The 26,852-nt window shown below is 72.2% G+C and carries 29 protein-coding genes and 4 tRNA genes; 17 read left to right on the forward strand and 16 right to left on the reverse strand.

Features of this window, described 5'->3' with window-relative positions:
* Window positions 1-12 precede the first annotated feature (12 nt).
* Together ABLE53_RS14270 and ABLE53_RS14275 are read left to right on the forward strand one after the other, a co-directional pair.
* Entirely contained in the window at window positions 13-585 is a 573-nt protein-coding gene (locus ABLE53_RS14270; RefSeq protein ID WP_348859630.1) for a 2'-5' RNA ligase family protein, read from the forward strand.
* A complete protein-coding gene (locus ABLE53_RS14275) occupies window positions 585-1,103 on the forward strand; it encodes a bifunctional adenosylcobinamide kinase/adenosylcobinamide-phosphate guanylyltransferase (protein ID WP_348859631.1) in 519 nt (172 codons plus the stop codon). The genes ABLE53_RS14270 and ABLE53_RS14275 overlap by 1 nt, the downstream gene beginning before the upstream one ends.
* Before the next feature lie 113 nt (window positions 1,104-1,216).
* Here ABLE53_RS14275 and ABLE53_RS14280 read toward each other — a convergent pair whose 3' ends face one another.
* From ABLE53_RS14280 to ABLE53_RS14295, 4 genes are all read right to left on the reverse strand, one after another.
* Window positions 1,217-1,978 carry an adenosylcobinamide-GDP ribazoletransferase gene (locus ABLE53_RS14280; protein WP_348859632.1) on the reverse strand — a complete coding sequence of 254 codons (762 nt, stop codon included), beginning with the start codon at window positions 1,976-1,978 and terminating at the stop codon, window positions 1,217-1,219.
* Between the two features lie 13 nt (window positions 1,979-1,991).
* Window positions 1,992-3,032 carry a nicotinate-nucleotide--dimethylbenzimidazole phosphoribosyltransferase gene (gene cobT, locus ABLE53_RS14285; RefSeq protein ID WP_348859633.1) on the reverse strand — a complete coding sequence of 347 codons (1,041 nt, stop codon included), beginning with the start codon at window positions 3,030-3,032 and terminating at the stop codon, window positions 1,992-1,994.
* A gap of 82 nt (window positions 3,033-3,114) precedes the next feature.
* A tRNA-Gly gene (locus ABLE53_RS14290) sits at window positions 3,115-3,191 on the reverse strand.
* An 84-nt stretch (window positions 3,192-3,275) separates the two neighbouring features.
* On the reverse strand, window positions 3,276-4,226 hold the full coding sequence (locus ABLE53_RS14295; protein WP_348859634.1) for a universal stress protein: 951 nt from the start codon (window positions 4,224-4,226) through the stop codon (window positions 3,276-3,278).
* A gap of 148 nt (window positions 4,227-4,374) precedes the next feature.
* Here ABLE53_RS14295 and ABLE53_RS14300 point away from each other — a divergent pair, with 148 nt between their 5' ends.
* Window positions 4,375-4,932: a flavodoxin family protein gene (locus tag ABLE53_RS14300; RefSeq protein ID WP_348859635.1), complete on the forward strand. Its 558-nt coding sequence runs from the start codon at window positions 4,375-4,377 to the stop codon at window positions 4,930-4,932.
* A gap of 6 nt (window positions 4,933-4,938) precedes the next feature.
* Window positions 4,939-5,637, forward strand: a complete 699-nt coding sequence (locus tag ABLE53_RS14305) for a DUF4389 domain-containing protein (RefSeq protein ID WP_348859636.1) — start codon at window positions 4,939-4,941, stop codon at window positions 5,635-5,637.
* 663 nt (window positions 5,638-6,300) lie between these two features.
* Here the strand turns inward: ABLE53_RS14305 and ABLE53_RS14310 are convergent.
* The 3 genes from ABLE53_RS14310 to ABLE53_RS14320 all read right to left on the reverse strand — a co-directional run bounded on the left by ABLE53_RS14310 (window position 6,301) and on the right by ABLE53_RS14320 (window position 6,573).
* A tRNA-Val gene (locus ABLE53_RS14310) sits at window positions 6,301-6,375 on the reverse strand.
* Between the two features lie 24 nt (window positions 6,376-6,399).
* Window positions 6,400-6,470 (reverse strand) — tRNA-Cys (locus tag ABLE53_RS14315).
* 30 nt (window positions 6,471-6,500) lie between these two features.
* Window positions 6,501-6,573, reverse strand: a tRNA-Gly gene (locus ABLE53_RS14320).
* A gap of 211 nt (window positions 6,574-6,784) precedes the next feature.
* On the opposite strand from ABLE53_RS14320, the gene ABLE53_RS14325 reads away from it, so the two are divergent.
* On the forward strand, window positions 6,785-6,991 hold the full coding sequence (locus ABLE53_RS14325) for a DUF1918 domain-containing protein (protein WP_348859637.1): 207 nt from the start codon (window positions 6,785-6,787) through the stop codon (window positions 6,989-6,991).
* A 37-nt stretch (window positions 6,992-7,028) separates the two neighbouring features.
* Window positions 7,029-7,853, forward strand: coding sequence for an aminotransferase class IV (locus ABLE53_RS14330; protein WP_348859638.1), 825 nt, complete (start codon window positions 7,029-7,031; stop codon window positions 7,851-7,853).
* A gap of 19 nt (window positions 7,854-7,872) precedes the next feature.
* Here the strand turns inward: ABLE53_RS14330 and ABLE53_RS14335 are convergent, their stop codons facing one another.
* Complete coding sequence (locus ABLE53_RS14335) at window positions 7,873-8,322, reverse strand: SsgA family sporulation/cell division regulator (RefSeq protein ID WP_348859639.1); 450 nt, start codon at window positions 8,320-8,322, stop codon at window positions 7,873-7,875.
* Window positions 8,323-8,435: 113 nt separating this feature from the next.
* Window positions 8,436-9,341 carry a 5'-3' exonuclease gene (locus ABLE53_RS14340; protein WP_348859801.1) on the reverse strand — a complete coding sequence of 302 codons (906 nt, stop codon included), beginning with the start codon at window positions 9,339-9,341 and terminating at the stop codon, window positions 8,436-8,438.
* Window positions 9,342-9,481: 140 nt separating this feature from the next.
* Here ABLE53_RS14340 and ABLE53_RS14345 point away from each other — a divergent pair, with 140 nt between their 5' ends.
* Both ABLE53_RS14345 and ABLE53_RS14350 read left to right on the forward strand, forming a co-directional pair.
* Window positions 9,482-9,940: an Lrp/AsnC family transcriptional regulator gene (locus ABLE53_RS14345; RefSeq protein ID WP_425474876.1), complete on the forward strand. Its 459-nt coding sequence runs from the start codon at window positions 9,482-9,484 to the stop codon at window positions 9,938-9,940.
* A complete protein-coding gene (locus tag ABLE53_RS14350; RefSeq protein WP_348859640.1) occupies window positions 9,937-10,725 on the forward strand; it encodes a sulfite exporter TauE/SafE family protein in 789 nt (262 codons plus the stop codon). The genes ABLE53_RS14345 and ABLE53_RS14350 overlap by 4 nt, the downstream gene beginning before the upstream one ends.
* Window positions 10,726-10,736: 11 nt before the next feature.
* Here the strand turns inward: ABLE53_RS14350 and ABLE53_RS14355 are convergent, their stop codons facing one another.
* Window positions 10,737-12,119 (reverse strand): KamA family radical SAM protein, encoded by a 1,383-nt coding sequence (locus ABLE53_RS14355; RefSeq protein WP_348859641.1) that lies wholly within the window; start codon window positions 12,117-12,119, stop codon window positions 10,737-10,739.
* A 74-nt stretch (window positions 12,120-12,193) separates the two neighbouring features.
* Here ABLE53_RS14355 and kdd point away from each other — a divergent pair, with 74 nt between their 5' ends.
* From kdd to ABLE53_RS14385, 6 genes are all read left to right on the forward strand, one after another.
* Window positions 12,194-13,258: an L-erythro-3,5-diaminohexanoate dehydrogenase gene (kdd, locus tag ABLE53_RS14360; RefSeq protein WP_348859643.1), complete on the forward strand. Its 1,065-nt coding sequence runs from the start codon at window positions 12,194-12,196 to the stop codon at window positions 13,256-13,258.
* A 2-nt stretch (window positions 13,259-13,260) separates the two neighbouring features.
* Window positions 13,261-14,832, forward strand: a complete 1,572-nt coding sequence (gene kamD / locus ABLE53_RS14365; protein WP_348859644.1) for a lysine 5,6-aminomutase subunit alpha — start codon at window positions 13,261-13,263, stop codon at window positions 14,830-14,832.
* A complete protein-coding gene (kamE, locus tag ABLE53_RS14370) occupies window positions 14,829-15,596 on the forward strand; it encodes a lysine 5,6-aminomutase subunit beta (RefSeq protein ID WP_348859645.1) in 768 nt (255 codons plus the stop codon). Before kamD ends, kamE begins: the two co-directional genes overlap by 4 nt.
* Window positions 15,593-16,003, forward strand: coding sequence for a 3-aminobutyryl-CoA ammonia lyase (gene kal, locus ABLE53_RS14375; protein ID WP_348859646.1), 411 nt, complete (start codon window positions 15,593-15,595; stop codon window positions 16,001-16,003). The genes kamE and kal overlap by 4 nt, the downstream gene beginning before the upstream one ends.
* Window positions 16,004-16,560: 557 nt before the next feature.
* Window positions 16,561-17,337 (forward strand): polyprenol monophosphomannose synthase, encoded by a 777-nt coding sequence (locus tag ABLE53_RS14380; RefSeq protein ID WP_348859803.1) that lies wholly within the window; start codon window positions 16,561-16,563, stop codon window positions 17,335-17,337.
* Window positions 17,338-17,409: 72 nt separating this feature from the next.
* The gene (locus ABLE53_RS14385; RefSeq protein ID WP_348859647.1) at window positions 17,410-17,856 is read left to right on the forward strand and encodes an FxsA family protein; all 447 of its coding nucleotides are present in this window, start codon (window positions 17,410-17,412) and stop codon (window positions 17,854-17,856) included.
* Window positions 17,857-17,919: 63 nt separating this feature from the next.
* Here the strand turns inward: ABLE53_RS14385 and ABLE53_RS14390 are convergent, their stop codons facing one another.
* From ABLE53_RS14390 to ABLE53_RS14400, 3 genes are all read right to left on the reverse strand, one after another.
* Window positions 17,920-18,303 carry an RNA polymerase-binding protein RbpA gene (locus ABLE53_RS14390; RefSeq protein WP_348859648.1) on the reverse strand — a complete coding sequence of 128 codons (384 nt, stop codon included), beginning with the start codon at window positions 18,301-18,303 and terminating at the stop codon, window positions 17,920-17,922.
* A 172-nt stretch (window positions 18,304-18,475) separates the two neighbouring features.
* Window positions 18,476-19,855 carry an MFS transporter gene (locus ABLE53_RS14395; RefSeq protein WP_348859650.1) on the reverse strand — a complete coding sequence of 460 codons (1,380 nt, stop codon included), beginning with the start codon at window positions 19,853-19,855 and terminating at the stop codon, window positions 18,476-18,478.
* A 79-nt stretch (window positions 19,856-19,934) separates the two neighbouring features.
* Complete coding sequence (locus ABLE53_RS14400) at window positions 19,935-20,732, reverse strand: glycerophosphodiester phosphodiesterase family protein (protein ID WP_348859651.1); 798 nt, start codon at window positions 20,730-20,732, stop codon at window positions 19,935-19,937.
* 68 nt (window positions 20,733-20,800) lie between these two features.
* On the opposite strand from ABLE53_RS14400, the gene ABLE53_RS14405 reads away from it, so the two are divergent.
* Window positions 20,801-21,628, forward strand: a complete 828-nt coding sequence (locus ABLE53_RS14405) for an SDR family oxidoreductase (protein WP_348859652.1) — start codon at window positions 20,801-20,803, stop codon at window positions 21,626-21,628.
* 10 nt (window positions 21,629-21,638) lie between these two features.
* On the opposite strand, the gene ABLE53_RS14410 is transcribed toward ABLE53_RS14405, so the two are convergent.
* Window positions 21,639-23,165: a UDP-N-acetylglucosamine 1-carboxyvinyltransferase gene (locus ABLE53_RS14410; protein ID WP_348859653.1), complete on the reverse strand. Its 1,527-nt coding sequence runs from the start codon at window positions 23,163-23,165 to the stop codon at window positions 21,639-21,641.
* A gap of 111 nt (window positions 23,166-23,276) precedes the next feature.
* Between ABLE53_RS14410 and ABLE53_RS14415 the strand changes: the two genes are divergently transcribed.
* A complete protein-coding gene (locus ABLE53_RS14415; RefSeq protein WP_348859654.1) occupies window positions 23,277-24,296 on the forward strand; it encodes a zinc-dependent alcohol dehydrogenase family protein in 1,020 nt (339 codons plus the stop codon).
* A gap of 307 nt (window positions 24,297-24,603) precedes the next feature.
* Window positions 24,604-25,536: a lytic transglycosylase domain-containing protein gene (locus tag ABLE53_RS14420; RefSeq protein WP_348859656.1), complete on the forward strand. Its 933-nt coding sequence runs from the start codon at window positions 24,604-24,606 to the stop codon at window positions 25,534-25,536.
* Here ABLE53_RS14420 and ABLE53_RS14425 read toward each other — a convergent pair.
* The gene (locus ABLE53_RS14425; RefSeq protein ID WP_348859657.1) at window positions 25,529-26,242 is read right to left on the reverse strand and encodes an alpha/beta fold hydrolase; all 714 of its coding nucleotides are present in this window, start codon (window positions 26,240-26,242) and stop codon (window positions 25,529-25,531) included. The two genes, ABLE53_RS14420 and ABLE53_RS14425, sit on opposite strands and share 8 nt — an antisense overlap.
* A gap of 71 nt (window positions 26,243-26,313) precedes the next feature.
* Window positions 26,314-26,823: a gamma carbonic anhydrase family protein gene (locus ABLE53_RS14430; RefSeq protein WP_348859658.1), complete on the reverse strand. Its 510-nt coding sequence runs from the start codon at window positions 26,821-26,823 to the stop codon at window positions 26,314-26,316.
* Window positions 26,824-26,852 lie beyond the last annotated feature (29 nt).

Below are 26,852 nucleotides of genomic sequence, written 5' to 3' on the forward strand. Positions count from 1 at the left end.
GAGGAGGTCCCCGTGCCCGAACGCCCCAGCAGCCGCTCGCCGGGTCGCTCGCCGGGTCGTTCGCCGGGTCACTCGGTGCTCGCGGTCCCGGTGTTCGAGCTGGAGGAGTTCGTGAGGGGGCGTACGGCGTACTACGACGACTCGTTCCTCTCTGCGGACCCCGCCTTCGCCCACGCCCACATCACCCTGCTCGGCCCCTGGCTCACCGAGCCGACCGAGCGCGACGTGGCGGCCGTGCACGACGTGCTCAGCGACGCGGAGCCTTTCGAGACCGTCCTGGCCTGCGTCGAGGAGTTCCCCGACGGCTTGATCCATCTGCGGCCCCGGCCGGAGGAGCCGCTCCGTGCGCTGACAGCCGCGTTCGTGGAGCGGTTCCCCGGGTGCCCGCCGTACGCCGGACGCTTCGAGGACCCGGTTCCGCATCTCACCCTCGACCGCCGATCGGACGGGGTCGACGTCGCACGAGTGGCAGCCGCGCTCGACGGGATGCTGCCGGTCCGGTTCCGCGTCGACCGGGTGGACCTGCAGTGGTGGGCCAACCACGACTGCCACGTGCGCCACAGTTGGAAGCTGGGGACCGCCTGATGCGCGTGCTCGTCACGGGCGGCGTACGGTCGGGCAAGTCCCGGCACGCCGAGGAGCTGCTGGCCGGCCGGCCGGAGGTGGTGTACGTCGCCGCCGGGCCGTCCCGGGACGACGACCCGGACTGGGCGGACCGGATCGCCGCCCACCGCGCCCGACGTCCGGCGACCTGGTCGACGCTGGAGTCCAGCGACCTCCCCGCAGCGCTGCGGGGACCGGAGCCCGTGCTCGTCGACTGCCTCGGGACCTGGCTCAACGCCGTCGTCGACGAGCGCGGGCTGTGGGACGCGCCCTCCGCCGCCGTCACCCGGATCGTCGACGGCCTCCTCGACGACCTGGTCGCCGCCCTGGAGCAGCGCGACGACGTCGTCCTCGTCACCAACGAGGTCGGCCTCGGCGTCATCCCGGAGCACCGCTCCGGCCGGCTCTTCCGCGACCTGCTCGGCCACGTCAACCAGCGGGTCGCCGCCGCCTGCGACGAGGTCCACCTCGTCGTCGCCGGGCGCGTGCTGATCCTCTAGCGGCGACACCGACCCGGCTGCTCATCAAGGTATGCAGACGAACGCGCACTTCCCGCGTGGAGCTCCGCGGGGGAAGTGGCTGCCGGGCTGCATCCCTTGACGAACGGCCGGCGCTACGCGACCGCCACCAGGAGTGCGGCCAGGGACAGCTCGACGGCCGCACCGAGCACGTCCCCGGTGACGCCGCCGAACCGGGCTGTCACCCGACGCAGCAGCGCCGCCACGACGAGTGCTCCGACGGCCACTGCCACCACGCCGCGCCACCACTCGAGCCCCGCCCACCAGCAGGCCGCGCCCATCGCGCCGGCCGCAACGACCCATCCGGCGACGACGGCCGATCCCGGGAGGGTGCCGGCGAACGTGGCGCCGAGCCCGTCCGGCCGGGCGGCGGGTACGCCGCGGGCGCAGCACGTCGCCGGCGCCCACCGGGAGACGACCACGGCCACGCCGGCGAGGACGGCCCCGCCCCACGAGCCCGGCAGGCCGCCGAGAGCAGCGGCCTGCAGGGCGAGCACGACAACCACGGCTACCGTGCCCGCCGGGCCCGAGGTGCCGGTCTTCATCACCTCGAGCGACCGCTCGGCGTCGTACGACGCCGTGAGCCCGTCCGCCACGTCGGAGAGTCCGTCCCAGTGCATCACCCTCGTACCGACGGCGAGGACGGCGACGGCGAGTACGCCGCCGAGCAGGGCTGGGAGACCCAGTTCCTGGCACGCAGCGACCACGCCCGCGACGGCCGCTCCGAGCGGGAGCACCGCCGCGGGCGCGAGGAGCATCGCGGCGGCGGCCGTACGCCCGTCGACCCGGCCCGGCGGAGCGACCGGAAGCGCCGTGAGCGTCCCGACCGAGAGCCGCCAGCCGTCACGGAGGCTCATCCGGGTCGACCCGTCATCCGGGAAGCAGGTCGCTCAGCAGCGCGACGTCGCGCAGGAGGGCGACGGCGCTGCGCAGCACCGGCACGGCCGCGACCGCGCCGGAGCCCTCGCCGAGGCGCAGCCCGAGGTCGAGCACCGGCTCGAGGCCCAGCTTGCTCAGCGCCAGCGACTGGGCGGGCTCGGTCGAGCGGTGGCCGGCGGCGAACCACGCCGCCGCGCCGGGCGCGAGCCGGTCGGCGGTGAGGGCGCACGCGACGCTCATGAGGCCGTCGAGCAGGACGGGTACGCCGTGCTCGGCGGCCGTCACCAGGTAGCCGGTCGTCGCCGCAAGGTCCGCGCTGCCGAGAGCCCGCAGACACGCCATCGGGTCGTCCACCTCGTCCCGGACCCGGTCGAGCGCGGCGTCGACGACGGCGATCTTGCGGGCCCAGCCGGTGTCGTCGATGCCGGTGCCGCGGCCCGTGACCTCGGCGGCGGGCAGCCCGAGCGCGGCGGCGACGAGCGCGGCGGCGGGCGTGGTGTTGCCGATGCCCATGTCGCCGCTGAGCAGCAGCTGCGCGCCGGTGGCGATCTCCTCGCGGGCGATCGCGGCGCCCGCGTCGAGGGCCGCCCGGGTCTCGTCGGCCGTCAGCGCGTCCTCGAGGTGGATGGCGCCGCTCGACCGGCGGACCTTGTGGGCGAGCAGCGGGCGGCGTACGTCCTCGGGGAGGTCGGCGAAGTCGTCGTCGACGCCGAGGTCGACCACCCGCACCGCGACCCGGTGCTCCCGCGCGAGCGCCGTCACCCCGGCCCGACCGGCGAGGAAGGTGCGCACCATCGCCCCGGTGATCGACGACGGGAACGCCGAGACGCCGTGGGCGGCGACGCCGTGGTCGCCGGCGAAGATCACGAGGCGTACGTCGTCGAGCGGCGATGGTGGCACCTCGCCCTGCGTCGCGGCCACCCACACCGCGAGCTCGCCGAGCCGGCCCAGCGCGCCGGGCGGGGTCGCGAGTGCGGCGAGCCGCTCCGCGGCGGCACGGCGTACGTCGGGGGAGGGCGGCGGCACTGACACGGTCTCTCCTCGGGTTCGGACGGGCCCGGCCACGATAGCGGGAAGATGGCGAAGGGCCGCCCGAGCGGGCGGCCCTTCGCAGTGGAGCGGATGACGAGGCTCGAACTCGCGACCTCAACCTTGGCAAGGTTGCGCTCTAGCCAACTGAGCTACATCCGCAACGGCGCTGGGGACGATAGCCCGCCCCGGCGCCGGAGCACAAACCGGCTCGCCCGGAACCGAGCGGGCGTCCTCGGCCGACACTCACCCGCCGACCCTCCGCTGCCGGCTCCCGGCCGGCGCCGTCGCGAACGGCTCGGGCCGCGGCGGCACGATGAGCACGGGGCAGGTCGCCTTGCGCAGCACGTACGCCGCCACCGACCCGAGCCGCGAGCCGACGGGCAGCAGCGCGTCGTGCCGACCGACGACCATCAGCGAGCTGCCCGACGCGGCCGACTGGAGGGCCGCCGTGACGACCGCGGGAACAGCCTCGGTGGTCCATACGACGTCGGGGAAGTCGGCCGCGACGTCACGTACGACGGCGTCCAGCTCGTCCACGAGACCGCGGTCGGTGCTCGGCATCCAGGGATCGCCCGCGAGGCCCCCGAGGGCGGCCTCCTCGGCCAGCCGCGGCGGCCGCCAGACGTGCAGCACCCGCAGGTCTGCGCCGAGCTCGTCCGCGGCGCGGAACGCCTCGCGCAGGAGGGGCCGGCTGCGCGACGGCACGTCGACCCCGACGGTCACAGGCTTCGGCTTGTCACCGGGCCCCGGCGCCACCCACCCTGCGGGTACGGCGAGGACCGGCGCGTGGGAGCGGCCGGCAACCCGTCCGCACAGCGACGGAGACAGCGCGTGCGCGGCGAGCGACCGCGACCGATGGCCCATCACGACCAGGCCGGCGCCATGGCTCGCCTCGACCAGCGCCCTGCTCGTCGGCCCGCGCAGCAGCCGCCCACCGACGGGGACGTCACCGGCGCACGCGTCGGTGGCGTGCTCCACGCTCCCGGCCAGGGTCTCGGTCGCGATCGTCGACGGCTCGGTGAACGTCAGCAGCACCGTCTCCGGCCCGCCGTGCTGCGGGTGCCAGACGTGCACGACCTGGAGCGGGCAGCCGCGTGAGACGGCGACCCTGACGGCGTACTCCAGCGCCGCCTTGCTCTCTTCTCCCGGACAGACCGCGGCGATGACCGGTTGCCTGGATTGCGTCCCGTTCATGGCCCCTCCTCCATCTCCTTCCACGCTCGTCCCGACCGGTCCCGCACCACAGGGCCCAAGGTCCCCGTGGCGGCGGTCCGTGGGCCCTGACCGGTCGCCGACGCGCGCGGGAGCGTGGTCGTAGGAGAGACAGAAGGAGTGAGAGGTCATGAGGGCAGCGGTGATCTACGAGTCGATGTTCGGCAACACCGAGCTCATCGCCCGTGCTATCGGGAAGGGGATCGGCGCCGAGGGGGCCGAGGTCCATCTCGTCGACGTGCGCGAGCACGAGGCGTACGAGCTCACGACGTACGACGTCGTGGTGGTCGGCGCCCCGACCCACGCGCTGACGCTCAGCCGGCCGTCGTCGCGCCGGAAGGCGGTCGAGGACGGTGCCGACCCGAGCCACGTCCAGTGGGGAGTGCGGGAGTGGCTGGCGACCCTGCGGCCCGGTGCCCGGCTGCCGAAGGTCGCCGTCTTCGACACCAAGGTCCGCAGCATGCGGTTGCTCCCGGGATCGGCGGCCAAGGCAGCGGCACGCCTGCTCGAGCAGACCGGCCACGAGGTCGTCGGCCGACCGACCAGCTTCTACGTCACGGCGGCCAAGGGGCCGCTCGCGGACGGCGAGGAGGACCGCGCCCGCGAGTGGGGAGCAGCCATCGCCAGCGAGCTGGCGCACGAGCGTCTCACCGAGCACCAGGCCCGGCCCGAGCAGGCCCAGGGCTGACGGCCCGTGAGCCCCGTCGTCGTCGACGCCGAGCTCGACCCCGGCGTCAGCCGGGCGCTGTGGCTGGTGAAGTGGCTGCTGGCGATCCCGCACTACGTCGTCCTCGTCGTGCTCTGGATCTGCTTCGTCGTCCTCAGCCTGATCGCGCTGGTGGCCATCGTCGTCACCGGGCGCTACCCGCGGGGACTCTTCGACTTCAACGTCGGGGTGCTGCGGTGGAGCTGGCGGGTCGGCTTCTACACCTACGGCGTGCTCGGCACCGACCGCTACCCGCCGTTCACGCTCGCCGACGTGCCGGACTACCCGGCCAGGCTCGAGATCGTCTATCCCGAGCGGCTCTCCCGCGGGCTGGCGCTGGTGAAGTGGTGGCTGCTGGCTATCCCGCACTACCTCGTCGTCTCGGTCTTCCTCAACGGCGGCTGGGTCGCCCGGGGGTCGGGCTCCGACAGCACGACGACGTTCGGGCTCGTCTCGGTGCTCGTCCTGATCGCTGTGGTCGCGCTGCTGTTCACCGGGCGCTATCCGGCCACGATCTTCGACCTCGTCGTCGGGCTTCACCGCTGGGCCCTCCGGGTCGCCGCGTACGCCGGCCTGATGACCGATGTCTACCCGCCGTTCCGGCTCGACCAGGGCGGTCCCGACCCCGTCCGTGGCGCCGGGCAGGCGGGCCCGGACCATGGCGAGGGCACGTACGCCGGGCCCTGAGGGAGCCATGGGACGGCAGAGCCCCCGGTCCGCAGCGGCGCGGACCGGGGGCTCTGGCTGTCCCGCGATCCCAGGATCAACTACGCGAGGTCGCCCGGGAAGGCGACAGGATCGTCGTCTCACCGGGCGTCTTCCCGGGCGGGATCACGATCACCTCATCCGTGACGCTCGTGGGCGCCGGCGGGGGCAGGACCGTGACCATCAAGGGCGTGACCGTCACCGGCGGTCACGCAGTGACCCATCCGGCCAACGAGTACGAGGCCGCGGGGGCGCGGATCTACGTCGCGCCGGACGTGCAGGAGAGGCGGCGGCACGCTGACCGTGGCCGACAGCCGCATCACCGCGAACGTGACCGCGCCGGCCAGGCACTACGTCCGCGGGTCCGTCCCCCGACGATCCCGACCTGGTCGACGAGCGGCCGATCTGCCCCGGCCACCAGTACTGCACGTGCGCCGGATCGTACGGCGCAGGCGTGTTCACCACCGGTGAGCTGACCCTGCTGCGGACGGCGGTCTCGGGCAACGTGGTGATCGCACGGGTGCGTCTCAGCGACGACTGCACGGTGCGCTCGGCGGCGCGCTGCAGTGTGAGCGTGCTAGGTCCGGGAAACTGCAAGAGGCCGGCTTCCTACGAAGGGAACCGGCCTCTCACCTGCATAAACGCTGGTGGGCGATACTGGGTTTGAACCAGTGACCTCTTCCGTGTCAAGGAAGCGCGCTACCGCTGCGCCAATCGCCCTAGATCTTTGGTTGTGTGGTGTCGAGGTGGGGACGGGATTTGAACCCGCGTACACGGATTTGCAGTCCGTTGCCTCGCCTCTCGGCCACCCCACCCTGGAGGCTTGCCAAGGAGGAACCTCTCCGAGCGGACGACGAGGCTCGAACTCGCGACCTCAACCTTGGCAAGGTTGCGCTCTACCAACTGAGCTACGTCCGCCTGACGCTCTCGCCCCGGTTGCCCGGGCCTCAGCGACGCAGAGAACAGTAGCCGAGCCGCCACCTGGCGCCAAATCGCGGGTCACCGCCGTGTCATTCGTGTCGGACAAGGACCAACGCATCTTGTGCGGGGCCCTGCACGGGTGTGTGCTGGACCGTACGGACAGCTCGTTCAAGGCACCCGAACACAGCTCAGACCGGAGGGGATGACGATGGCGTCGACGTTGACCGCCCGACCCGGGGAGCGCCTTGTCGTGCGCGGACAGCACGTGGGCGACCCCGACCGACAGGGAGAGATCGTCGAGGTGCGACACGCGGACGGGAGCCCGCCGTACCTCGTGCGGTGGGACGACACCGGTCACGAGGGACTCTTCTTCCCCGGGCCGGACGCCTTCGTGGTGCACGACGGCGGGGAGTAGGCCCGGCGCCGGGGGAGCGGCCCCCTAGAGTGTGCCCATGCACGCCTGGATCGACGGCCGGCTCCTCCCCGACGCCGCCACCGCAGCCCTGCCGGTGACCGACCACGGGGTTACCGTGGGCGACGGGGTCTTCGAGACGATGAAGGTCGTCGAGGGGGAGCCGTTCGCGCTCGGCCCCCACCTCGCGCGGCTGCAGCGCTCGGCGGCCGGGATCGGCCTGGAGGGCGTCGACGAGGCCGTCGTACGCCAGGGGATCAAGGAGGTCCTCGCGGCCGAGCACCTCGTGCGCGGCCGGCTGCGGGTGACCGTCACCGGAGGACCGGGGCCGATGGGTTCGGGCAGGGGCGACGCCACGCCGACGGTCATCGTCGTCGCCGACCCGGTGACGGCCAGCCCGGAGGAGACCGCGATCGTCACCGTCCCGTGGGTGCGCAACGAGCGCGGGGCGCTGACCGGCCTGAAGACGACGTCGTACGCCGAGAACGTCGTCGCCCTCGCCGAGGCGAGGCGCCACGGGGCGACGGAGGCGATCTTCGCCAACACCGTCGGCGACCTGTGCGAGGGCACGGGGAGCAACATCTTCTACGTGCTCGACGGGGAGCTGCGTACGCCGACCCTGGCGAGCGGCTGCCTCGCGGGCGTGTCCCGCGGCCTGGTGCTGGAGTGGTACGCCGCCCGCGAGGTCGACGAGCCGCTGGAGCTGGTTCAGCAGCAGGCGAGCGAGGTCTTCCTCGTCTCGACCATGCGCGACGTCCAGGCCGTCACCCGCTGGGACGCGCGAGACCTCCCGCACGGGCCGGTGACCCAGGAGGCGCGGGAGGTCTGGCGACGCCGCGAGCCGGAGCTCGTCGGGGAGATCTGAGGGATACCGCCGGCCCGGGTCAGGCCGCGGCCGCGCCGCCGGCGTCGTACCCGAGCAGGGCGGCGATCAGGCCGTCGAGGTCGAGGTGCTTGCTCTCCGCGCCGACCGGCACGGCGGCGAAGGTCTTCGCCAGGAAGCCCTGGATCTCGCGGGAGTTCGCCTCGGCGACCAGCCGGCCGTCCGGGGAGCTGAAGTCGAGCATCGTCACCGCGCGGGCGCGCTCGTCGATGCTGGGGTAGACCTTCACGTCGCCCTCGCCGGCCGGGGCGGCGAGGCCCTGCAGCAGCAGCGTGCGCGACACGACCCACTCGACGTCGCCGGAGTGGGAGTGGAAGGTCAGCGAGATCGCGTAGGGGTCGTGCTCGGAGTACCCCATCGTGGTCGGGACGTCCACGGTCCGTCCCCAGGGGTCCACGCAGGACAGGGTGATGTCGTGGTGAAGGGACGGGTGGTGGGTCGGGTGGGTCATCGGCGGTCTCGCGCTCCCTCAGTAGTGGTTCACTGCTGAGACGTGACCCGTCAGTAGCCATGACGCCGTTTTCCTACACCCGCGGGTGGGATGCGTCACATTCAATGACCGCGTCAGCGGGACGCGAGGGCGGCCTTCAGCCGGGCCACCGGAGAGGCCAGGTTGTAGCGCTCGGCGAGCGCGTCGAGGGTCTCCGGGTCGGCGGGCGCCGAAGGCAGCGCGGAGCCGTCACGGTCCAGCGGCAGGTCGCGGACGACGGCCACCACCTTGGGGGCGACGGCGAGGTAGTCGGCGGCGGCCAGCAGCTTGGCCCGCACCGCGGCGCTGATCCCGGTCGACGGGTCGAGCGCCGCCGCCTCGACCCCGGCGAGGTCGCCGTACTCAGCGAGCAGCTTCGCCGCCGTCTTCTCGCCGACGCCCTTGACCCCGGGGAGCCCGTCGGAGGTGTCGCCCCGCATCGTGGCGAAGTCGGCGTACTGGGCGGGCTCGATGCCGTACTTCTCCCGCACCCACGCCGAGTCGACCCGGTCGTGGTTGCCGACGCCACGGGCGGTGTAGAGGACGCGTACGTCGGCCTCGTCGTCGACGAGCTGGAAGAGGTCGCGGTCGCCGGTGACGACCTCGACTGGCATGCCTGCGCCGGTGGCGAGGGTGCCGATCACGTCGTCGGCCTCGTAGCCGTCGGCGCCGATCACCGCGAGCCCGGCCGCGGCGAGGACCTCGAGGATCAGCGGCACCTGAACCTGTAGCGGGTCCGGCACCTCCTCGACGTCGGGGCCGGCCTCGACCTCCTCCTCGACCCGGTGCGCCTTGTATGTGGACAGCAGGTCGACGCGCCACTGCGGGCGCCAGTCGTTGTCCCAGCAGCAGACCAGGTCGGTGGGCGAGTAGTCCTCGACCAGACGGGAGATGAAGTCCAGCAGCCCGCGTACGGCGTTGACCGGCGTGCCGTCCGGCGCGGTGATCTCCGGCACGCCGAAGAAGGCCCTGAAATAGAGGGACGCGGTGTCGAGAAGCATCAGCCGGGGCTCGGGCACGTCCGGCAGCCTAGGCCATGTGCCGCGGTCCCCGGCCGGGCTCTCGGCCGATCCGGACGTCGCGTCCCGCTCCGCAGACAGCCCGCGGCGCGGGCGTCGTCGACGTGGCTAATCTGTGCCGGGTGAGCACTTCCGAGATAGAGGCGACAGATCGCAAGATCCTGAACCTGCTCGCCGGGGACGGCAGGATGTCCTACACCGATCTCGGGAAGGCGACGGGACTGTCCACGTCCGCGGTGCACCAGCGGGTCAAGCGGCTGGAGCAGCGCGGGCTGATCCAGGGGTACGGCGCGGCGATCAACCACGCCGAGCTCGGCCTTCCGCTCACCGCGTTCGTCGCGATCCGCCCGATCGACCCCTCCCAGCCCGACGACTGCCCGGAGCGGGTCAAGGGGTTCACCGAGATCGAGGCCTGCTGGTCGGTGGCGGGCGACGAGTCGTACCTCCTCAAGGTCCGTACGGCGACGCCGCACGCCCTCGAGGAGCTCCTCGCCCGGATCCGCTCGGCCGCCAACGTCTCGACCCGGACGACGATCGCCTTGTCGACGTACTACGAGAACCGCCCGGTCACCGACGGGTGACCTGGACCGAGGTTCTCGCGCTCCTCGCCGCCGGCGTCGGCGCGGGCATCTGCGGCAGCGTCGCGGGGCTCGCGTCCCTGGTGTCGTATCCCGCGATGCTCGCCATCGGCCTCGCGCCGGTCGCGGCCAACGTCACCAACACCGTCGGCCTCATCGGCAGCTCGCTCGGGTCGGTCGTCGGCTCGCGTCCCGAGCTCCGCGGACCCGTCCAGCGCCACCGGCTCCTCGAGCTCACGCCGATCGCGCTCGTCGGCGGCGCCTCGGGCGCGGCGCTGCTCCTGCTGACCCCGGCGGGCGGCTTCCAGAAGGTGGTGCCGTTCCTCATCGCAGGCTCGGCGGTCCTGATCCTCGTCAGCCCGCGTTTGCGGCGCGCGCTGGACGCCCGCCGCCGACGGATGCCCCGCGGCGCGGAGGAGCGGGACGCGCGCACGCACCTGTCCGCGAGGGTCGGGATGTTCGCCGTCGGCGTGTACGGCGGCTACTTCGGTGCCGGCGCCGGCGTCATGATGCTCGCCCTCCTCGCGCTGGCCACCGGCGATCTCCTGATCCGGGCCAACGCGCTGAAGAACGTGCTGCTCGGCGTCGCGAACTCCGTCGCCGCCGTCGGGTTCGCGGTCTTCGGCCCGGTGCACTGGCTCCCCGCCGTGCTCCTCGGGGTGGGCTGCGTCGCCGGGGGGTACGCCGGCCCGGCGATCGCGCGGGGGGTGCCGCCGGCCGTGCTGCGGACCGTCATCGCGCTGGCCGGCTTCTACCTCGCCGTCGACCTGTTCCTCGACGCCTATTGAGGACCCGCGGACTACTGCACTGGCGCAAGCTGGGCGCGGCGCCACCAGTCCTGCCCGGACCGGGGCAGGGTGTGGATCGGGTCGTAGTACTCATAGGTCCGCGACAGCGCGTCGTCGGCCTCGATCGAGGTCAGGTAGTTCTTCGTCCAATGCGAGATGCCGCGCTCCCGGTCGTAGTGGGAGAGCTGGTGGACCCAGCGCTTCCCGACGTACGGCACGTCGCACACGATCCGCGGTGTCGCGAAGCCGGGCAGGTAGCCCATGATGTCGTGCTGCAGCGCCTGCGCCTCGGCGACCGAGACCCGCCAGTGCTCGGAGAACGGGATCATGTCGCACATGTAGAAGTAGTACGGCATCACCTGGGCCCCGTCGAGCAGCCGGAAGCACAGGTCGAGGAGCGACCCGGAGTCGGCGTTGACCCCGGCGAGGAGCACGCCCTGGTTGCGCACGTCGCGTACGCCGGCGTCCAGCATCGCCTTGGATGCGTCGGCGACGATCGGGGTGATCGAGTGGGCGTGGTTGGCGTGGGTGTGGATCGCGAGTGAGACCCCGCGGGAGCGCGCGGTGCGCGCGACCCGCTCCATCCCGGCGCGGACCTCGTCCTGGAGCCAGTGCTGGGGGAGCCCGATCAGCGCCTTGCTGGCGAGCCGGATGTCGCGGACGTTGTCGATCTCGAGCAGCGCCGCCAGGAACGCCTCGAGCCGCGGCCACGGCAGGTTGGCGACGTCGCCGCCGGAGACGACGACGTCGCGCACCTGCGGCGTTCGACGCAGGTAGTCGAGCATGGCCCCGTGACGGTCGACGGGCTTGCCGGCGAGCTTGAGCTTCTGGACGCTCGCGGTGGAGTTGCCGACCAGGTCCATCCGCGTGCAGTGACCGCAGTACTGCGGGCAGGTGGGCAGCAGCTCGGCGAGCACCTTCGTCGGGTAGCGGTGGGTCAGCCCCTCGGCAACCCACATGTCGTGCTCGTGGAGGGAGTCGCGGGCGGCGTACGGGTGGCTCGGCCAGTCGGTGCGCCGGTCGGAGAAGACCGGGATCATGTAGCGGCGGACCGGGTCGGCGTAGAACGACTCCGTGTCCGGCACCCGGTCGGGCACCATCGTGTTGAGCATCTGCGGCGGGACCAGCATCGACATCGTGGCGCGCTCGGCCTGGTCGCGCTCGAGGTCGGCGTAGAACCGCTGGTCGAGCAGGCCGCCCATCAGCTCGCGCAGCTGCCGGACGTTCTTGACGCAGTGGCTGCGCTGCCACTGGACGTCTGCCCACTCCGCGGCGGTGACCTCGGCCCAGCCGGGGAACCGTGTCCAGTCGGGCTCGACGAGCGGCTCGCGCCGATAGGCGTACGGCTGTCCGTGGCCGCCCGGCACGGCTGCCGACTCGATGGTTGCCGTCATGTGGCCAGCGTAAGCACAGATTCTGCGGTGCGTCGACAGACTCGCCGCAAGAATTGTGGCATGGTGGCCGTGTGGTGAGTGGACGAACCCGCAGCGACCCCACCGGGCTGCACCGCGTGCTCGACGACGCCGTCGTGCTGCCGCAGGCGGCGCGGCGGCTGGACACCCGCCGTGAGCTGTGGCCGGACGAGGTCCGCGTCCGGGTCGAGCGCCTCAACCTCGACGCCGCGTCGTTCCGACAGCTGGAGCGGAAGCACTCCTACGACGGCACCGTCGACGGCGACGCCGTGCGCGCCGAGGTGCTCGACATCGTCGCGGCCCGCGGCAAGATGCAGAACCCCGAGACCGGCTCGGGCGGCATGCTCGTCGGCACCGTCGAGGAGGTCGGGCCCCAGTCTCCGTTGGGCCAGTCGCCGCTCGGCCTCACGGTGGGGGACCGGGTCGCGACGCTGGTCTCGCTCACGCTCACCCCCCTCGTGATCGAGGACGGCCTCGCTCGCTGGGACGGCCGCTCCGAGCAGGTCCCCGCCGACGGCTACGCGATCCTCTTCGGCCGCTCCATCGCAGCGGTCATCCCGGACGACCTGCCGGGCGGGTTGAGCCTCGCGGTCATGGACGTGTGCGGCGCGCCGGCGCTCACCCGCCGCGTCGTCGCCGAGAGGTACGCCGGCGGCGTCGTCGCCGTGGTCGGCGGCGGTGGGAAGTCCGGCTCCCTCTCGCTGGCCGCCGCCCGCGACGCCGGCGCGCGCCACCTGATCGGCATCGTCCCGACCGAGGCCGAGGCGGCCCGGCTACGGGACGCGGCGCTGGCCGACGAGGTGGTGGTCGCCGACGCCCGCAACCCGGTGGCCCTGCGCGACGCGGTCGAGAAGGCGGGCGGTCCCGCCGACGTCACCGTCGTCTGCGTCGACGTGCCCGGCTGCGAGGGCGGGGCGATCCTCGCCACGGCCGACCGCGGCACGGTCGTCTTCTTCTCGATGGCGACCAGCTTCTCCGCCGCCGCGCTGGGCGCCGAGGGGCTGGCCGCGGACGTGACGATGCTGGTCGGCAACGGCTACGTCCCCGGCCACGCCGACTACGCGCTGCGGCTGCTGCGCGACAACCCCGGCGTACGCCGGCTGTTCGAGGGGAGACTGTGAGCGTGGGCAAGCTCGACCTCGACCCCGCGACCATCGCCAGGGCCCGCGACCTCGCGGCACGGGTGGGCGCGCCGATCGTCGACCTCGCCAGGCGCCACACCACCGTCTCGGTGGAGCGCGCGACGCTGCGCCTGGCCGGGCTCGCGGGCGCCGATCCGGACGGGACGCCCTGGGCCAACCACCTCGTCGACGCCGTGCGCGTCGGCCTCCACGACGACGGCGGGCTCGCCCACGGCGTCGCGCTGCCGGTCTGGGACGCCCTGCTGCGCGGCGAGGCGGAGGACCTCGCCACCCTCGCCCAGAAGGCGGCCGCCGGCTCGGTGGCGTTCCGCCTGCCGGAGGTCGCCGAGGCGCGGGCCGCGGGTGCCGCCGCCCGGGCGGCCGTCGCGCGGGGCATCGCCACGATCGACGGCAACCGGCGTACGCGCGACTCGCTGATCGCGACGATCGGGGACGCGCCCCGCCAGCCGTGGGTCTACCTCATCGTCGCGACCGGTGACATCGACGAGGACATCCCGCAGGCGCAGGCCGCCGCCCGGGAGGGCGCCGACGTCATCGCGGTCATCCGCTCCACGGGCCAGAGCCTGCTCGACTACGTCCCCGAGGGCGCCACCCACGAGGGCTTCGCCGGGACCTACGCCACGCAGGAGAACTTCCGGCTCATGCGGGCGGCGCTCGACGAGACCTCGAGGGAGCTCGGCCGGTACGTGCGGCTGACGAACTACGCGAGCGGGCTGTGCATGCCGGAGATCGCCACCCTGGCCGGGCTCGAGCGGCTCGACATGATGCTCAACGACTCGATGTACGGCATCCTCTTCCGCGACATCAATCCGGTCCGGACCTTCGTCGACCAGCGCTTCAGCCGCCAGGTCCACGCCCGCGCCGGGATCATCATCAACACCGGCGAGGACAATTACCTCACCACCGCCGACGCCGTCGAGGCGGCCCACACCGTCACGACGAGCCAGCTGCTCAACGAGTACTTCGCCAAGGAGGCCGGCCTCGACGACTGGCAGCTCGGCCTCGGCCACGCCTTCGAGATCGACCCGGCGATCCCGGACTCCTTCCGGCTCGAGCTCGCCCACGCACTGCTGGCGCGGGAGATCTTCCCGGACGCTCCGCTGAAGTGGATGCCGCCCACGCGCCACATGACCGGCGACGTCTTCCGCGGCTACCTGCTCGACGGGTTGTTCAACCTCGCCGGCGCGCTCACCGGCCAGGGCATCCTGCTGGTCGGGATGATGACCGAGGCCGTGGTCACGCCCTGGCTCTCCGACCGCGACCTCGCGCTGCAGAACGTCAGGTACGTCCTCGACGCCGCCGGCCGGCTGCACGAGGACTTCCACCCCGTTCCCGACGGGTTCATCGCCACCCGGGCCCGGCAGGTGCTCGACGAGGCGATCGACCTGCTGCGCCGGATCGCGGAGGAGCCGCACGGGCTCCTCGACGCCATCGCCGACGGCACCTTCGGGCTGATGAAGCGCCCGGCCGACGCCGGCAAGGGGCTCGACGGCGTGGCCGGGCGGTCCCCGTCGTACGTCAATCCCGCCATCGACCTCCTGGAGGAGCCGTGATCGTCCGCCCGTACGGCGACACCACCGGCGACGGCATGGTGCAGCTGTCGTTCACGCTTCCGCTGCCCTCGACCTCGGGGCAGGCCGCCAAGGTCGCCGAGGGCGCGGCGCTGCAGCTGGCCCGGAAGATGGGGCTCGACCCGGCGATGGTCGTCCACAGCAAGGCCATCGGCCAGGACGACGGGCAGAGTGGGTTCACCTTCTTCGTCGTGTACGGCCGGGTGAGCCACCTCGTCGACACCGAGCAGGTGCAGGTCGTGGAGCGGGACTTCCCGCTGCTCACGCCGAAGGAGGTCAACGCGGCCGTGAAGAAGACCCTGCGCCGGCCGCTCGTCGTCGTCGGGGCCTGCATCGGCACCGATGCCCACACCGTCGGCATCGACGCGATCCTCAACATCAAGGGGTTCGCGGGGGAGAAGGGGCTGGAGTACTACCAGGAGCTGCAGGTCGTGAACCTCGGCGCGCAGGTCTCGGTCCCGCAGCTCGTGGAGGAGTCGCGGGCCCACGGTGCGGACGCCGTGCTGGTCTCGCAGGTCGTCACCCAGCGCGACGCCCACCTGCTCAACACCCGTGAGATGTCGGCGGCGTTCCGCGAGGCCTACCCGAGCGACCGGCGGCCGCTGCTCGTCGTCGGCGGACCGCGGTTCGACGAGTCGATGGCCGGCGAGCTCGGCGTGGACCGGGTCTTCGGCCGTGGCACCACCCCGGGCGAGGTGGCGTCGTACCTCGTGCACCGGCTCGCCCCGGCGGGAGCGGCGGCATGAGTGCCGAGGCCCGGCCCGCCGACGAGCTGGTCGGCACGAGGGTCGTCCACCGCCGGTACGTGCCGTACTCCCACGCCCACTACGCCGGCAACCTCATCGACGGCGCCTACAGCCTCGGCCTCTTCGGCGACGTGGCGACCGAGCTGTGCATCGTGACCGACGGCGACGAGGGGCTCTTCGCGTCGTACGACGACGTGCAGTTCCGGGCGCCGGTCCGCGCCGGAGACGTCCTGGAGATCACCGCGGAGATCGTCCGCGCGGGCACCCGGTCGCGGGTCGTGGAGTTCGCGGTGTACGTCGTCGCGCGGGGCGCCGCGACCGCCGACCGGCCCGGCGCCGCGGAGCTTGTCGAGCCCCCGATCCTGGCCACGACGGCGCTCGGCACGGTCGTCGTACCACCCCGATGAGCGCCTCAGATCGCGGTTTTCTCGGCGTGTCGCCGCGACACGCCGAAAATAGCGGCGATTCTCCAAGAATTTTCGAAGTGTGCAGGTACCCGCTGACCTGCGTAAACATCCGTTTCTGCTGGTCAGGAGACGGTTGACGGCTCAGCCAGCCGGAAGTCAACCTGTGGCCGTCCGCCCACGCAGAGTCGCGCCAGGCGGACCGACGTCCGAGTGGCCGGGTCGGAGGGTGTCGAGCCAGACACCTGTCTCACGTGGTTCGCGGATGCCGGTCCGCCCCGCGAGGGCAACGTGGGAGGGTCCGAACGCTCTTTAGACAACGATCGTGGCCCGGCAGCCGGTCGGGCCGGACGATCGGCCCGAAGGGGGTACGGGCCCTCCCGCGGCTCTGTCGCCGCGGGAGCCGGATCGAGCCGTTCGGCTCCCGCCTCCCCTCATGGCTCTGCCTCGCCTCCACGGCGCCGGGGTCCCCCGCCGTTAACCTGTCCTTCAGGTGCCCGAACCAACGTCTGCGGCACCCGACCCGACGAGCGAGCGAGGCACTTCCACTCGTGACCACCATGCAGCACCCCGACGACCACCGGAGCGGACCCGACGACGGGCTCGGCCGGGTCGTCATGGTCATCCCGACCTACAACGAGGCGGCCAACCTGGCCTGGATCGTCGGCCGGCTGCGGCGTGCGCAGCCCGACGTCGACGTCCTCGTCGTCGACGACGGCTCGCCCGACGGCACCGGCGCCGTCGCGGACGAGCTCGCCGCGACCGACGACCACGTCACCGTCCTCCACCGGACGGTGAAGGAGGGCCTCGGGGCGGCGTACCTCCACGGGTTCAGGTGGGCGCTCGGCCACGGCTACGACGTGATCGGCGAGATGGACGCCGATGGCTCGCACCAGCCCGAGGAGCTCGGCCGGCTGCTCGAGGCGCTGCGCGGCGCCGACCTCGTGATCGGGTCGCGGTGGGTTCCCGGCGGCTCGGTGGTGAACTGGCCGCTGCGGAGGCAGGCGCTCTCGCGCGGCGGCAACCTCTACGTCCGGCTCCTGCTCGGGCTCAAGGTCCGCGACGCGACCGCCGGCTTCCGCGTGTTCCGCCGGGAGACGCTGGAGAAGATCGACCTCGACTCCTGCGAGTCGACCGGCTACGTCTTCCAGACCGACCTCGTCACCCGGACGCTCCGCGCGGGCCTGGAGGTCAGGGAGGTCCCGATCGAGTTCGTCGAGCGGGTCCGGGGCGACTCCAAGATGAGCGGCGCGGTGGCCGCCGAGTCGATGCGGCTGGTGACCCGCTGGGGCATCCGCGAGCGCCGCCAGCAGCTGCGCCGCCGCTTCGGGCGCTGAGTCACCCCGGCCATCCCGGGCGCCCAGGGCGCATCCCGGCCGGGGCTTGGCGCGCGGTGCGATGATCGGGGTGTGAAGTCCCGCCGGCGCCTCTCCTGGATCCTCCTGGTCGCGTTCCTCGTCGTCCCGATCCTGGAGATCTACGTCCTCATCCAGGTCGGCCAGGTCATCGGCCCCTGGTGGACGATCCTGCTCCTGGTCGCCGACTCGATCTTCGGCAGCTGGCTGATGAGGCGGGAGGGCGCCCGCGCCTGGGCCGCGCTCCGCGAGGCTCTCTCGACCGGTCGGATGCCCCACCGCGAGCTCGCCGACGGAGCGCTCATCCTCGTCGGCGGCGCGCTCATGCTCAGCCCGGGCTTCGTGAGCGACCTGTTCGGCGTCCTGCTCATCCTGCCGGTCACCCGGCCCTTCTTCCGGCGGGTGCTCGGCTCGCTCGTGCAGCGGCGGCTCCTCGGACCGACCCGGCGGAGCTCGTACGCCGGCGGGCCGGTCGTCCACGGCGAGGTCGTCGACCGCTGAGACGACGAACGGCGGTGGCCTCCCGTGGGGGAGTCCACCGCCGTCGTACGACGCTGGTGCGGCTCAGGCCGTCGCCTTGCTCCGCTTCGTCTTGCGGTGCAGGTGGGCGGGGCCGATCTCGCCGCCGCGGAGCAGCTCGAGCCGCTCCTTGAGGATGTCCTCGAGCTCCTTCTCGGAGCGGCGCTCGAGAAGCATGTCCCAGTGGGTGCGGGCCGGCTTCTCGACCTTCTCCTCCGGCTGCGCGCCCGAGGTGTTCAGCGCCTCGGCGCCGCAGCGCGGGCACTCCCACGTGGCCGGGACCTCGGCCTCCTCGGACATGGTGATCTCGAACTCGTGTCCCTGCGGGCAGCGGTAGCCGACCTGCTGACGAGCGGCGAACTCGATGCCGCGCTCGTCCTCGAAGCTCTGACCGCCCAGACGGGCTCCGCGCAGTGTGCGCTCAGCCATGCGGGCACCTCCCTGACTGTGTTCCCCCGATTGCCATAGACGAGACGTTCGACGCAGGCGCGCATGACGCGGAGGTGCCGAACCCCTCGAAGTCCTCAACGGTACTCAGGTCCACGGGATTCCGGGAATTGTCGACAAAGCGCCATGGCCTGCGCCACGCCGGCCCGCGCGCTCAGACCGCCGCCGGCGGTCGGTTGCCCGCCTCGGCGATGCCGCGGCGGGGGTCGAGCCGGAGCAGGAAGACCGCGCCGAGGACGAAGAACACGATGAGCGAGACGATCGCCGGCCGGTAGGACCCGGACAGCTGGAAGACCAGCCCGAACAGCAGGGTCCCGAACCACGACGTGCCGCGCTCCGCGGCGTTGTAGAGAGCGAAGTACTCACCCTCCCGGCCGCGCGGGATCAGCAGGCTGAAGAACGAGCGGGAGAGTGCCTGGGTCCCGCCCATGACGAGCGCGATCGCGACGCCGATCGCGAGGAAGAGCGCGATGTTGCGGGCCGGCAGGAACATCGCGACGACCACGATCGCCATCCAGGCGAACGTGCCGTAGAGCAGGCAGTGGTAGGCGCCGTACCGCCTGGCCCAGCGACCGAAGAAGAGCGCGCCGCCGAAGGCGACGAACTGGATCATCAAGATGGCGGCGATCAGGACGCTGTCGCCGAAGTGGAGCTGCTTGGAGCCGTAGATCGAGGCGCTGTAGATGACGGTCTGGATCCCGTCGTTGTAGAAGAGGTACGCCAGCAGGAACGTCAGCGTCATCGGGTAGCGCCGCATCTCGGTGAGCGTGGTCCACAGCTGCCCGAAGGACCGGTGCAGCAGGCCGCCGGACTCGGGGACGACACTCGTCGGCGGGTGGTTCCGCAGCCGCAGGACCGGGATCAGGGTGAACCCCGCCCACCACAGCGCGGCGCTCAGCAGCGACAGGCGTACGGCGAGCTCCTTGCCGATGCCGAACGCGTCGTGGCCCTGGACGAGCACCAGGTTGAGCAGCAGGAGGATCCCGCCGCCGAGGTAGCCGAACGCCCACCCGCGCGCGGAGGCCGCGTCGCGCTCGTCCTCGGTGGAGATGTCGACGAGGATCGCGTAGTAGCTGACCAGCGAGCAGCCGCCCAGGATGCTGCTCACCACGACCGCGACCGCGCCGAGCTGCCAGTGGCCGCCCCACATGAAGAAGAGCAGCGCGCAGAAGAACGCCCCCACCCACGCGAACCACGCCATGTTCCACTTCTTCCGCGGCGAGCGGTCCACCATGGCGCCGACGACGGGCAGGATGAAGGCGGAGAGGATGGTCGCGAAGCTGGTGAGGTACGACGGCAGCGACCCGGCTGCCAGATGGAGCCCGAGGACGCTGACGGTCCTGTCGCAGGTGTCGTCCGGGGAGTCGCCGCAGCCGGCGGCGCGCCCGGCGACGGTGATCATGAACGGTCCGAAGAGGACCGTGAGGACCGTCGTGTAGAAGGCGGAGTTCGCCCAGTCGTACCAGTTCCACGCCTTCTGCTCGTTGCGGCGTACGACGGGGCGGAAGTCGCCGAGGCCGGTGGTCGCCGTCATGCCGCCGCCTCCGTGGAAGAACGCCGAGGACACGGACGCGGCGGCACGACCATCCCGATGATCGCTCGCTGACGCTCGCTCATGCCGGCTCCTGCCCGTCCCAGAGCCCGTGCTCGACGAGCACGTCCTTGAGGACATCGGTGCGATCGGTCATCACGCCGTCGACGCCGCGGTCCACGAGGTCGGCCATCTCGTCCGGGTCGTCGATGGTCCAGACGTGGACCTCCTTGCCGGCGGCGTGGGCCTTGCGGACCAGCCGCTCGCTCGCCACGGTGAGGCTGACCGGACCGAGGCCGCGCTTGTGGGGGATCTGCAACGCACTCACGCGGTGACGCGTGACGAGGTCGGCGAGCCGGCCGCTCGGCAGCACCAGGTAGGCGAGCACCTCGAGCGGGTGGGCCGAGGTCCGGACCCGGCCACCGGTGAGGCGCCGGAACTCCTCGAGCCGCCTTGGCGAGAACGAACCCACGACGACCCGGTCGCCCTGTCCGGTCGCCTCGAGGAACTCCGCGAGCGCACCGACCGCGCCGTCGGACTTGATGTCGATGTTGAACCGCACACCCGGGAACGCGTCGAACAGCTCGGCGAGGGTCGGCACCTCGTGGTGGCCGCCGATCCGGGCCGCGCGCACCTCGGCGTACGTGAGGTCGGCGATGGCCCCCTGCTGGTCGGTGACCCGGTCGAGGACCGCGTCGTGGAAGGCGAGCAGCACGCCGTCGCGGGTCACGTGGACGTCGGTCTCGAGGTGGCGGTAGCCCAGCGCCACCGCGTGCTCGAACGCCGCCATCGTGTTCTCGAGCCCCTCGATCTCCGGGTGGTAGGACCCTCCGCGGTGCGCGTACGCGCGGACCCGGGACGGTCGTGTCGTCTCCCTCACGGGGCAGCAGTATCCACGGTCCCCGGTCGCTTGCGTTGGAGCGCGCTCCAACTCCTAGCGTCGAGGACATGACTGACTCCAAGACCTGGTTCATCACCGGCACGTCGCGCGGGTTCGGCCGCGAGTGGACCCTCGCCGCCCTCGAGCGCGGCGACCGCGTCGCCGCCACCGCACGCGACGTCACCAGCCTCGCCGACCTGACGGAGAAGTACGGCGACCAGCTCCTCCCGATCGCGCTCGACGTGACCGACCGCGACGCCTGCTTCGCGGCGGTCGAGACGGCGTACCAGGCCGTCGGCCGGCTCGACGTCGTGGTCAACAACGCCGGCTACGGCCACTTCGGCTTCATCGAGGAGCTGTCCGAGAAGGACGTGCGCGACCAGATGGAGACCAACTTCTTCGGACTGCTCTGGGTCACCCAGGCGGCGCTGCCGCACCTGCGCGCGCAGGGGAACGGCCACCTCATCCAGGTGACCTCGATCGGCGGCGTCACCGCCTTCCCGCTCACCGGCGCCTATCACGCGTCCAAGTGGGCCGTCGAGGGGCTGACCCAGTCGCTCGCCGCCGAGCTCCGCGACTTCGGCGTGAAGGTCACGCTCGTGGAGCCGGCCGGCTTCTCGACCGACTGGGCGGGCAGCTCCTCGCGGAGGTCCGAGCCCCTCGCGGCGTACGACGGCCTGCGGATCAGGACCCAGGAGTGGCGCGCCTCGCGCAACACCCGCGCCGGCGACCCGCGAGCCTCCGCCGACGCCGTGATGCGCCTCGTCGACGCCGCGGAGCCTCCACTGCGCTGCATGTTCGGCGAGACCGCCCTCGCGATCGTGCGCCCCGACTACGAGTCGCGGCTCGAGACCTGGGACGAGTGGGACGAGGTCGCCCAGCTCGCCCAGGGCTGAGGTGGCGGCCTCAGATGTCGCGGAACGGCGTGATGTTGGCGCCGAGCTGGTTGAGCCGCTCGGCGAGGTCCTCGTAGCCGCGGGCGATGACGTAGGTCGACCGCAGGACCGAGGTGCCCTTCGACGCGAGCATCGCGAGGAGTACGACGACCGCCGGCCGGAGCGCCGGCGGGCAGACGACCTCGGCGCCGGAGAAGTGGGTCGGGCCCTCGATCATCACCCGGTGCGGGTCGAGCAGCTTCACCTGCGCGCCGAGCTTGTTGAGCTCGGTGAGATAGATCGCGCGGTTCTCGTAGACCCAGTCGTGCAACAGCGTCTGCCCGGTCGCCACGGCGGCGATGACCGCGAAGAACGGCAGGTTGTCGATGTTGAGCCCCGGGAACGGCATCGGGTGGATCTTGTCGAGCGGCGCGTGCAGCACCGAGTGATGGGTCGTGATGTCGACCAGCCGGGTCCGCTCGTTGCGCGCGGTGTACTCGGCCGAGCGGCTGTAGTTGAACCCCATCTCCTCCAGCGTCGCCAGCTCGATCTCGAGGAACTCGATCGGCACGCGCCGGATCGTGATCACCGAGTCCGTCACGATCGCCGCCGCGAGCAGCGACATCGCCTCGATCGGGTCCTCCGAGGGCGCGTAGTCCACGTCGACGTCGATCGCCCTGCAGCCGGTCACGGTGAGCGTGGTGGTGCCGATGCCCTCGATGCGGACGCCCAGCTTCTCCAGGAAGAAGCAGAGGTCCTGGACCATGTAGTTCGACGACGCGTTGCGGATGACCGTGGTGCCGGGGTGCAGCGCGGCCGCCATCAGGGCGTTCTCCGTGACGGTGTCGCCGCGCTCGGTCAGCACGATCGGCCGGCCGGGCTCGATCGCCCGGTTGACGTTGGCGTGGTACTTCCCGTCGGTGGCCTTCACGTCGAGGCCGAAGGGACGCAGTGCGGACATGTGGGGCTCCACCGTCCGGGTGCCGAGCTGGCAGCCGCCGGCGTACGGCAGCGCGAAGGCCTCCGACCGGTGCAGCAGCGGGCCGAGGAACATGATCACCGAGCGCGTACGTCGGGCGGCCGCCTCGTCCACGTTGTCGAGCCGCAGCTCGCGCGGCGGGATGATCTCGAGGTCGTTGTCGGCGTTGAGCCAGCGGGTCTGGACGCCGAGGGACCGGAGGACCTCGAGCAGACGGTTGACCTCCTCGATCCGGGCCACCTTACGCAGCGTGGTGCGGCCGCGGTTGAGGAGCGAGGCACACAGCAGCGCCACGCCGGCGTTCTTGGAGGTCTTGACGTCGATCTCGCCCGACAGCGTGGTCGGGCCGGTGACGCGCAGGTGGGTCGGGCCCACGCCGAAGTCGACGATCGAGGAGTCGACCGCCGAGCTGATCCTCGCGATCATCTCCAGCGAGAGGTTCTGCTGCCCCTTCTCGATCCGGTTGATCGCGCTCTGGCTGGTCCCGAGCCGCTCGGCCAGCTGGGCCTGGGTGAGACCGCGGTGCTTGCGGGCGTCGCGGATGAGGTTCCCGATCCGGCCCTTGTATCCCTCACTCATAGCAGCAAGGTATCTCATATGTGAGATATCGCAAGTCAGCGTCGGTCCCGCGCGTGTCGCGACCGCCGGGGCGGCGAACCCGCAGCATCTTACGCCTGAAAGGATGGAGACATGCGCGCCACGACGATCCACGGAGTCCGGGACATCCGCTACACCGAGGTCCCCGACCCGGTCATCACCCGCCCGACCGACGCGATCGTGCAGGTCACCGCGTCCTGCGTGTGCGGCTCCGACCTGTGGAGCTACCGCGGCGACAACGGGCCCATCACCGAGCCGCGGACGATCGGTCACGAGTGCATCGGGGTCGTCGCCGAGGTGGGGGAGGACGTCCGGTCGTTCAGGCCGGGCGACTTCGTGCTGGTGCCGTTCGACCACTGCGACAACACCTGCCCGGCCTGCCTCGCCGACTACCAGTCGGCGTGCGTGAACACCGGCGTGACCAGGAGCGGCCAGGGTGAGCTCGCCCTGGTGACCCAGGCGGACGGGACGCTCGTGAAGCTGGACGAGCCACCGGCGCCGGAGCTGGTGCCCGACCTGCTCACCCTCACCGACGTGATGGCGACCGGCTGGCACGCAGCAGTGATGTCGGGGGTCACGAAGGGTGGCACGGCCGTCGTCGTGGGCGACGGCGCCGTGGGGCTGTGCGGCGTACTCGCGGCGGCGACCCTCGGCGCCGAGCGGGTCGTCGCGATGTCGCGGCACCAGCCGCGTCAGGAGCTCGCCGTCAAGTTCGGCGCCACCGACATCGTCGCCGAGCGCGGCGAGGAGGGCGAGGCCGCGGTCGCCGAGCTCACCGACGGCGTCGGCGCCGACTACGTCCTCGAGTGCGTCGGCAACGACCCGGCGATGCGGACCGCCCTCACGATCGCCCGCCCCGGCGCGACCGTCGGCTTCGTCGGGGTGCCGCACGGCATCGAGGTGCCGATGGGGGTGCTCTTCTCCCGGAACGTGGGACTGAAGGGTGGCAAGGCGCCGGTCCGCGGCTACCTTCCCGAGCTCCTGGACCTGGTGCTGGCCGGGAGCATCAACCCGGGGCTGGTGTTCGACCTGACGCTGCCGGTGGAGCAGGTCGCCGAGGGCTACCGCGCGATGGACGAGCGGACGGCGATCAAGGTGCAGCTCACCTACTGAGCCAGCGCGCGCTCAGGCGGCCGACGCCGGCTCACGCCCGCCCGGCATGACGACGGCCCTGCAGTCGCAGGCCTCGTCACAGGGCAGGTAAAGATGGCCCGGATGGCCGCACCACGGGCACGGCAGGTCGTGTGACAGGTGTCCGGCTCCTGGACCGGTGTGGCTTTCGACGGTGTCCCACATGGCACTTCCCCCCTGGAGTGAGATCCCATCTGAAACGCTAGGAGCGGGCACCGACATTTTTCGGACGCCACGCGTGTGGCGTCCCCCATTTGGGGGTCGGCCGAGCGTCGTGCACGCTGGGTGGGTGCGGACCCGGACGCCACCTCTCGCCGTCGCCCTGCTGACCGGTTGCCTCCTCGCCGGCTGTGGCGGCACCGAGCCGGGGGCCGACCCCGCCCCGCCGACGCCGTCGGCGACGTCAGCGACACCAGCGCCGTCGTCCGTCGCGCCGACCCCGAAGGCGGCTCCGGCGCCCGCGCTGCCGCAGATGCCGTCGCTCGCCGACCACGCCGAGCTGGCCGCGCAGCTCCAGCGCGCCGCGGAGACGGTGCTCGACCCACGCGCCGGGACCGACGTCGTACGACCGGCGGCGCTGTTCGAGCAGCTCGCCACCCGGATGCTCGCCCGGGCGCGGCCACGGGTCTCCGACGACGTCGTGTCCCGGCTCCGTCCGGCGGCGCGCAGGCTGGTCGCGACCGACGTCCGCGCCGCGGGCGAGCTCACCTCGATGACGGCGGCGCAGCCGAGGCTGCCGGAGTGGCGGATCGTCACGCCGCCGCCTCCGGCCGAGCTGCTGGGCGACTACCGGCGCGCCGAGCGCCTGACCGGGGTGCCGTGGGAGTACCTCGCCGCCATCCACCTCGTCGAGACCCGGATGGGCCGGATCCGCGGCACCAGCACCGCCGGCGCGCAGGGGCCGATGCAGTTCATCCCCGAGACGTTCGCGAGGTACGGCGCCGGCGGCGACATCGACAGCGCGCGTGACTCGATCCTCGCCGCCGGGCGGCTCCTGGCGGCCAACGGCGCACCCGACGACATGGCCGGGGCGCTGTGGCACTACAACCAATCGAGCCGCTACGGCCGCGCGGTGACGGCGTACGCCTCGGTGATGAGGCGTACGCCGGCGGCGTACCGCGGCTACTGGCACTGGCAGGTGCTCTACCGCCAGCGCGCGGGCACCTTCCTGCTGCCCGAGGGCTACCCGAAGGAGCCGGCCGAGCGGCTCTCGGTCAGCTAGCGTCCCGGTCGCCCGCGAAGGCCAGGATCGCCGCGGCGAGCTCCTCCGGTCTGGTCAGCTGCGGCCAGTGGCCGGTCGGCACGTCGGCGTACGACACGCTCGTGATCTTGGGGATCTCCCGCACCGACGCCTCGCCGTCTGCGACCCACGTCTGCAGCTGCTCGGCGGTGTACTCCGGGCAGACGAAGAGGGCGGGCACGTGGTAGCGGCGCTCGTCGGTGAGGCGTACGACGTCAGTGGTCAGCCGGGCGGGGGAGGGCCGCAGGATCGCCTCGAAGGAGGCCCGGTCGAGGTCGCGCACGTCGGCCTCGTCGAGCTCGTCCCACGGCATCGGCGGCAGTTCCGCGCCGTCGGTCGGGAACCCCTCGGCCAGCGGCTTGCCCGCCGCCCCCGGCCAGCCGCCGACGTAGACGACCTTCGCGACCGCGTCGACCCGCGCATCGAGCGCACAGCCGGCGATCCCGCAGCCGAGCGAGTGCCCCACGAGCACGACCGGGCCGTCGGCCTCGTCGATCGCCGCCGCCACCGCCGCCACGTGGTCGGCGAGCCCGACCTGCGACCGGTCGACGTCGGCCGACTCGAGGCCCGGCAGGGTCAGCGGACGGGCGCGGTGGCCCGCCTTCTCCAGCAGCGGGACGACGAGGTCCCACGACGACGCGTCGAGCCACAGCCCGGGCACCAGCACGATGTCCATCTTCGGATCCATGACGGCAGCCTTGCACCCGTTCCGGACGGACACCTTCCGGAACGCCGGAACGTCCGAAGCTTCCGGAACGGCTACAAAGTCGCGTACGTCCGCGCCCGCTCGCGGTAGTGCTCCGCGTTGGCCCGGATCAGCGCGGCCTCGTCGTCGGAGAGGTTGCGGCGGACCTTCCCCGGAACCCCCGCGACCAGCGAGCGCGGCGGGACGACCATGCCCTCGGTGACGAGCGCGCCGGCGGCGAGGATCGACTCCCGGCCGACCACTGCACCGTTCATGACGGTGGCGTGCATCCCGACCAGCACGTCGTCCTCGATCGTGCAGCCGTGCAGGACCGCGCTGTGCCCGACCGACACGCCGGCGCCGACGGTGAGCGGGAAGCCCGGGTCGGCGTGGCAGGCGACGAGGTCCTGCAGGTTGGAGCCCTCGCCGAGCACGATCGGCTCGCTGTCGGCGCGGAGCACGGCGTTGAACCACACGCTCGAGCCCGGGCGGAGGGTCACCGCCCCGACGAGCACGGCGCCGGCGGCGACGTACGCCGTCTCGTGGACCTGGGGACTTCCGTTGGGCAGGGGGATCCTCGTCATGCGCGGCATTGTGCCGTGACAATGGGAGC

Origin of the sequence: Nocardioides asiaticus (assembly GCF_040049175.1) — a bacterium.
GTDB classification, from domain to species: domain Bacteria; phylum Actinomycetota; class Actinomycetes; order Propionibacteriales; family Nocardioidaceae; genus Nocardioides; species Nocardioides cheoyonin.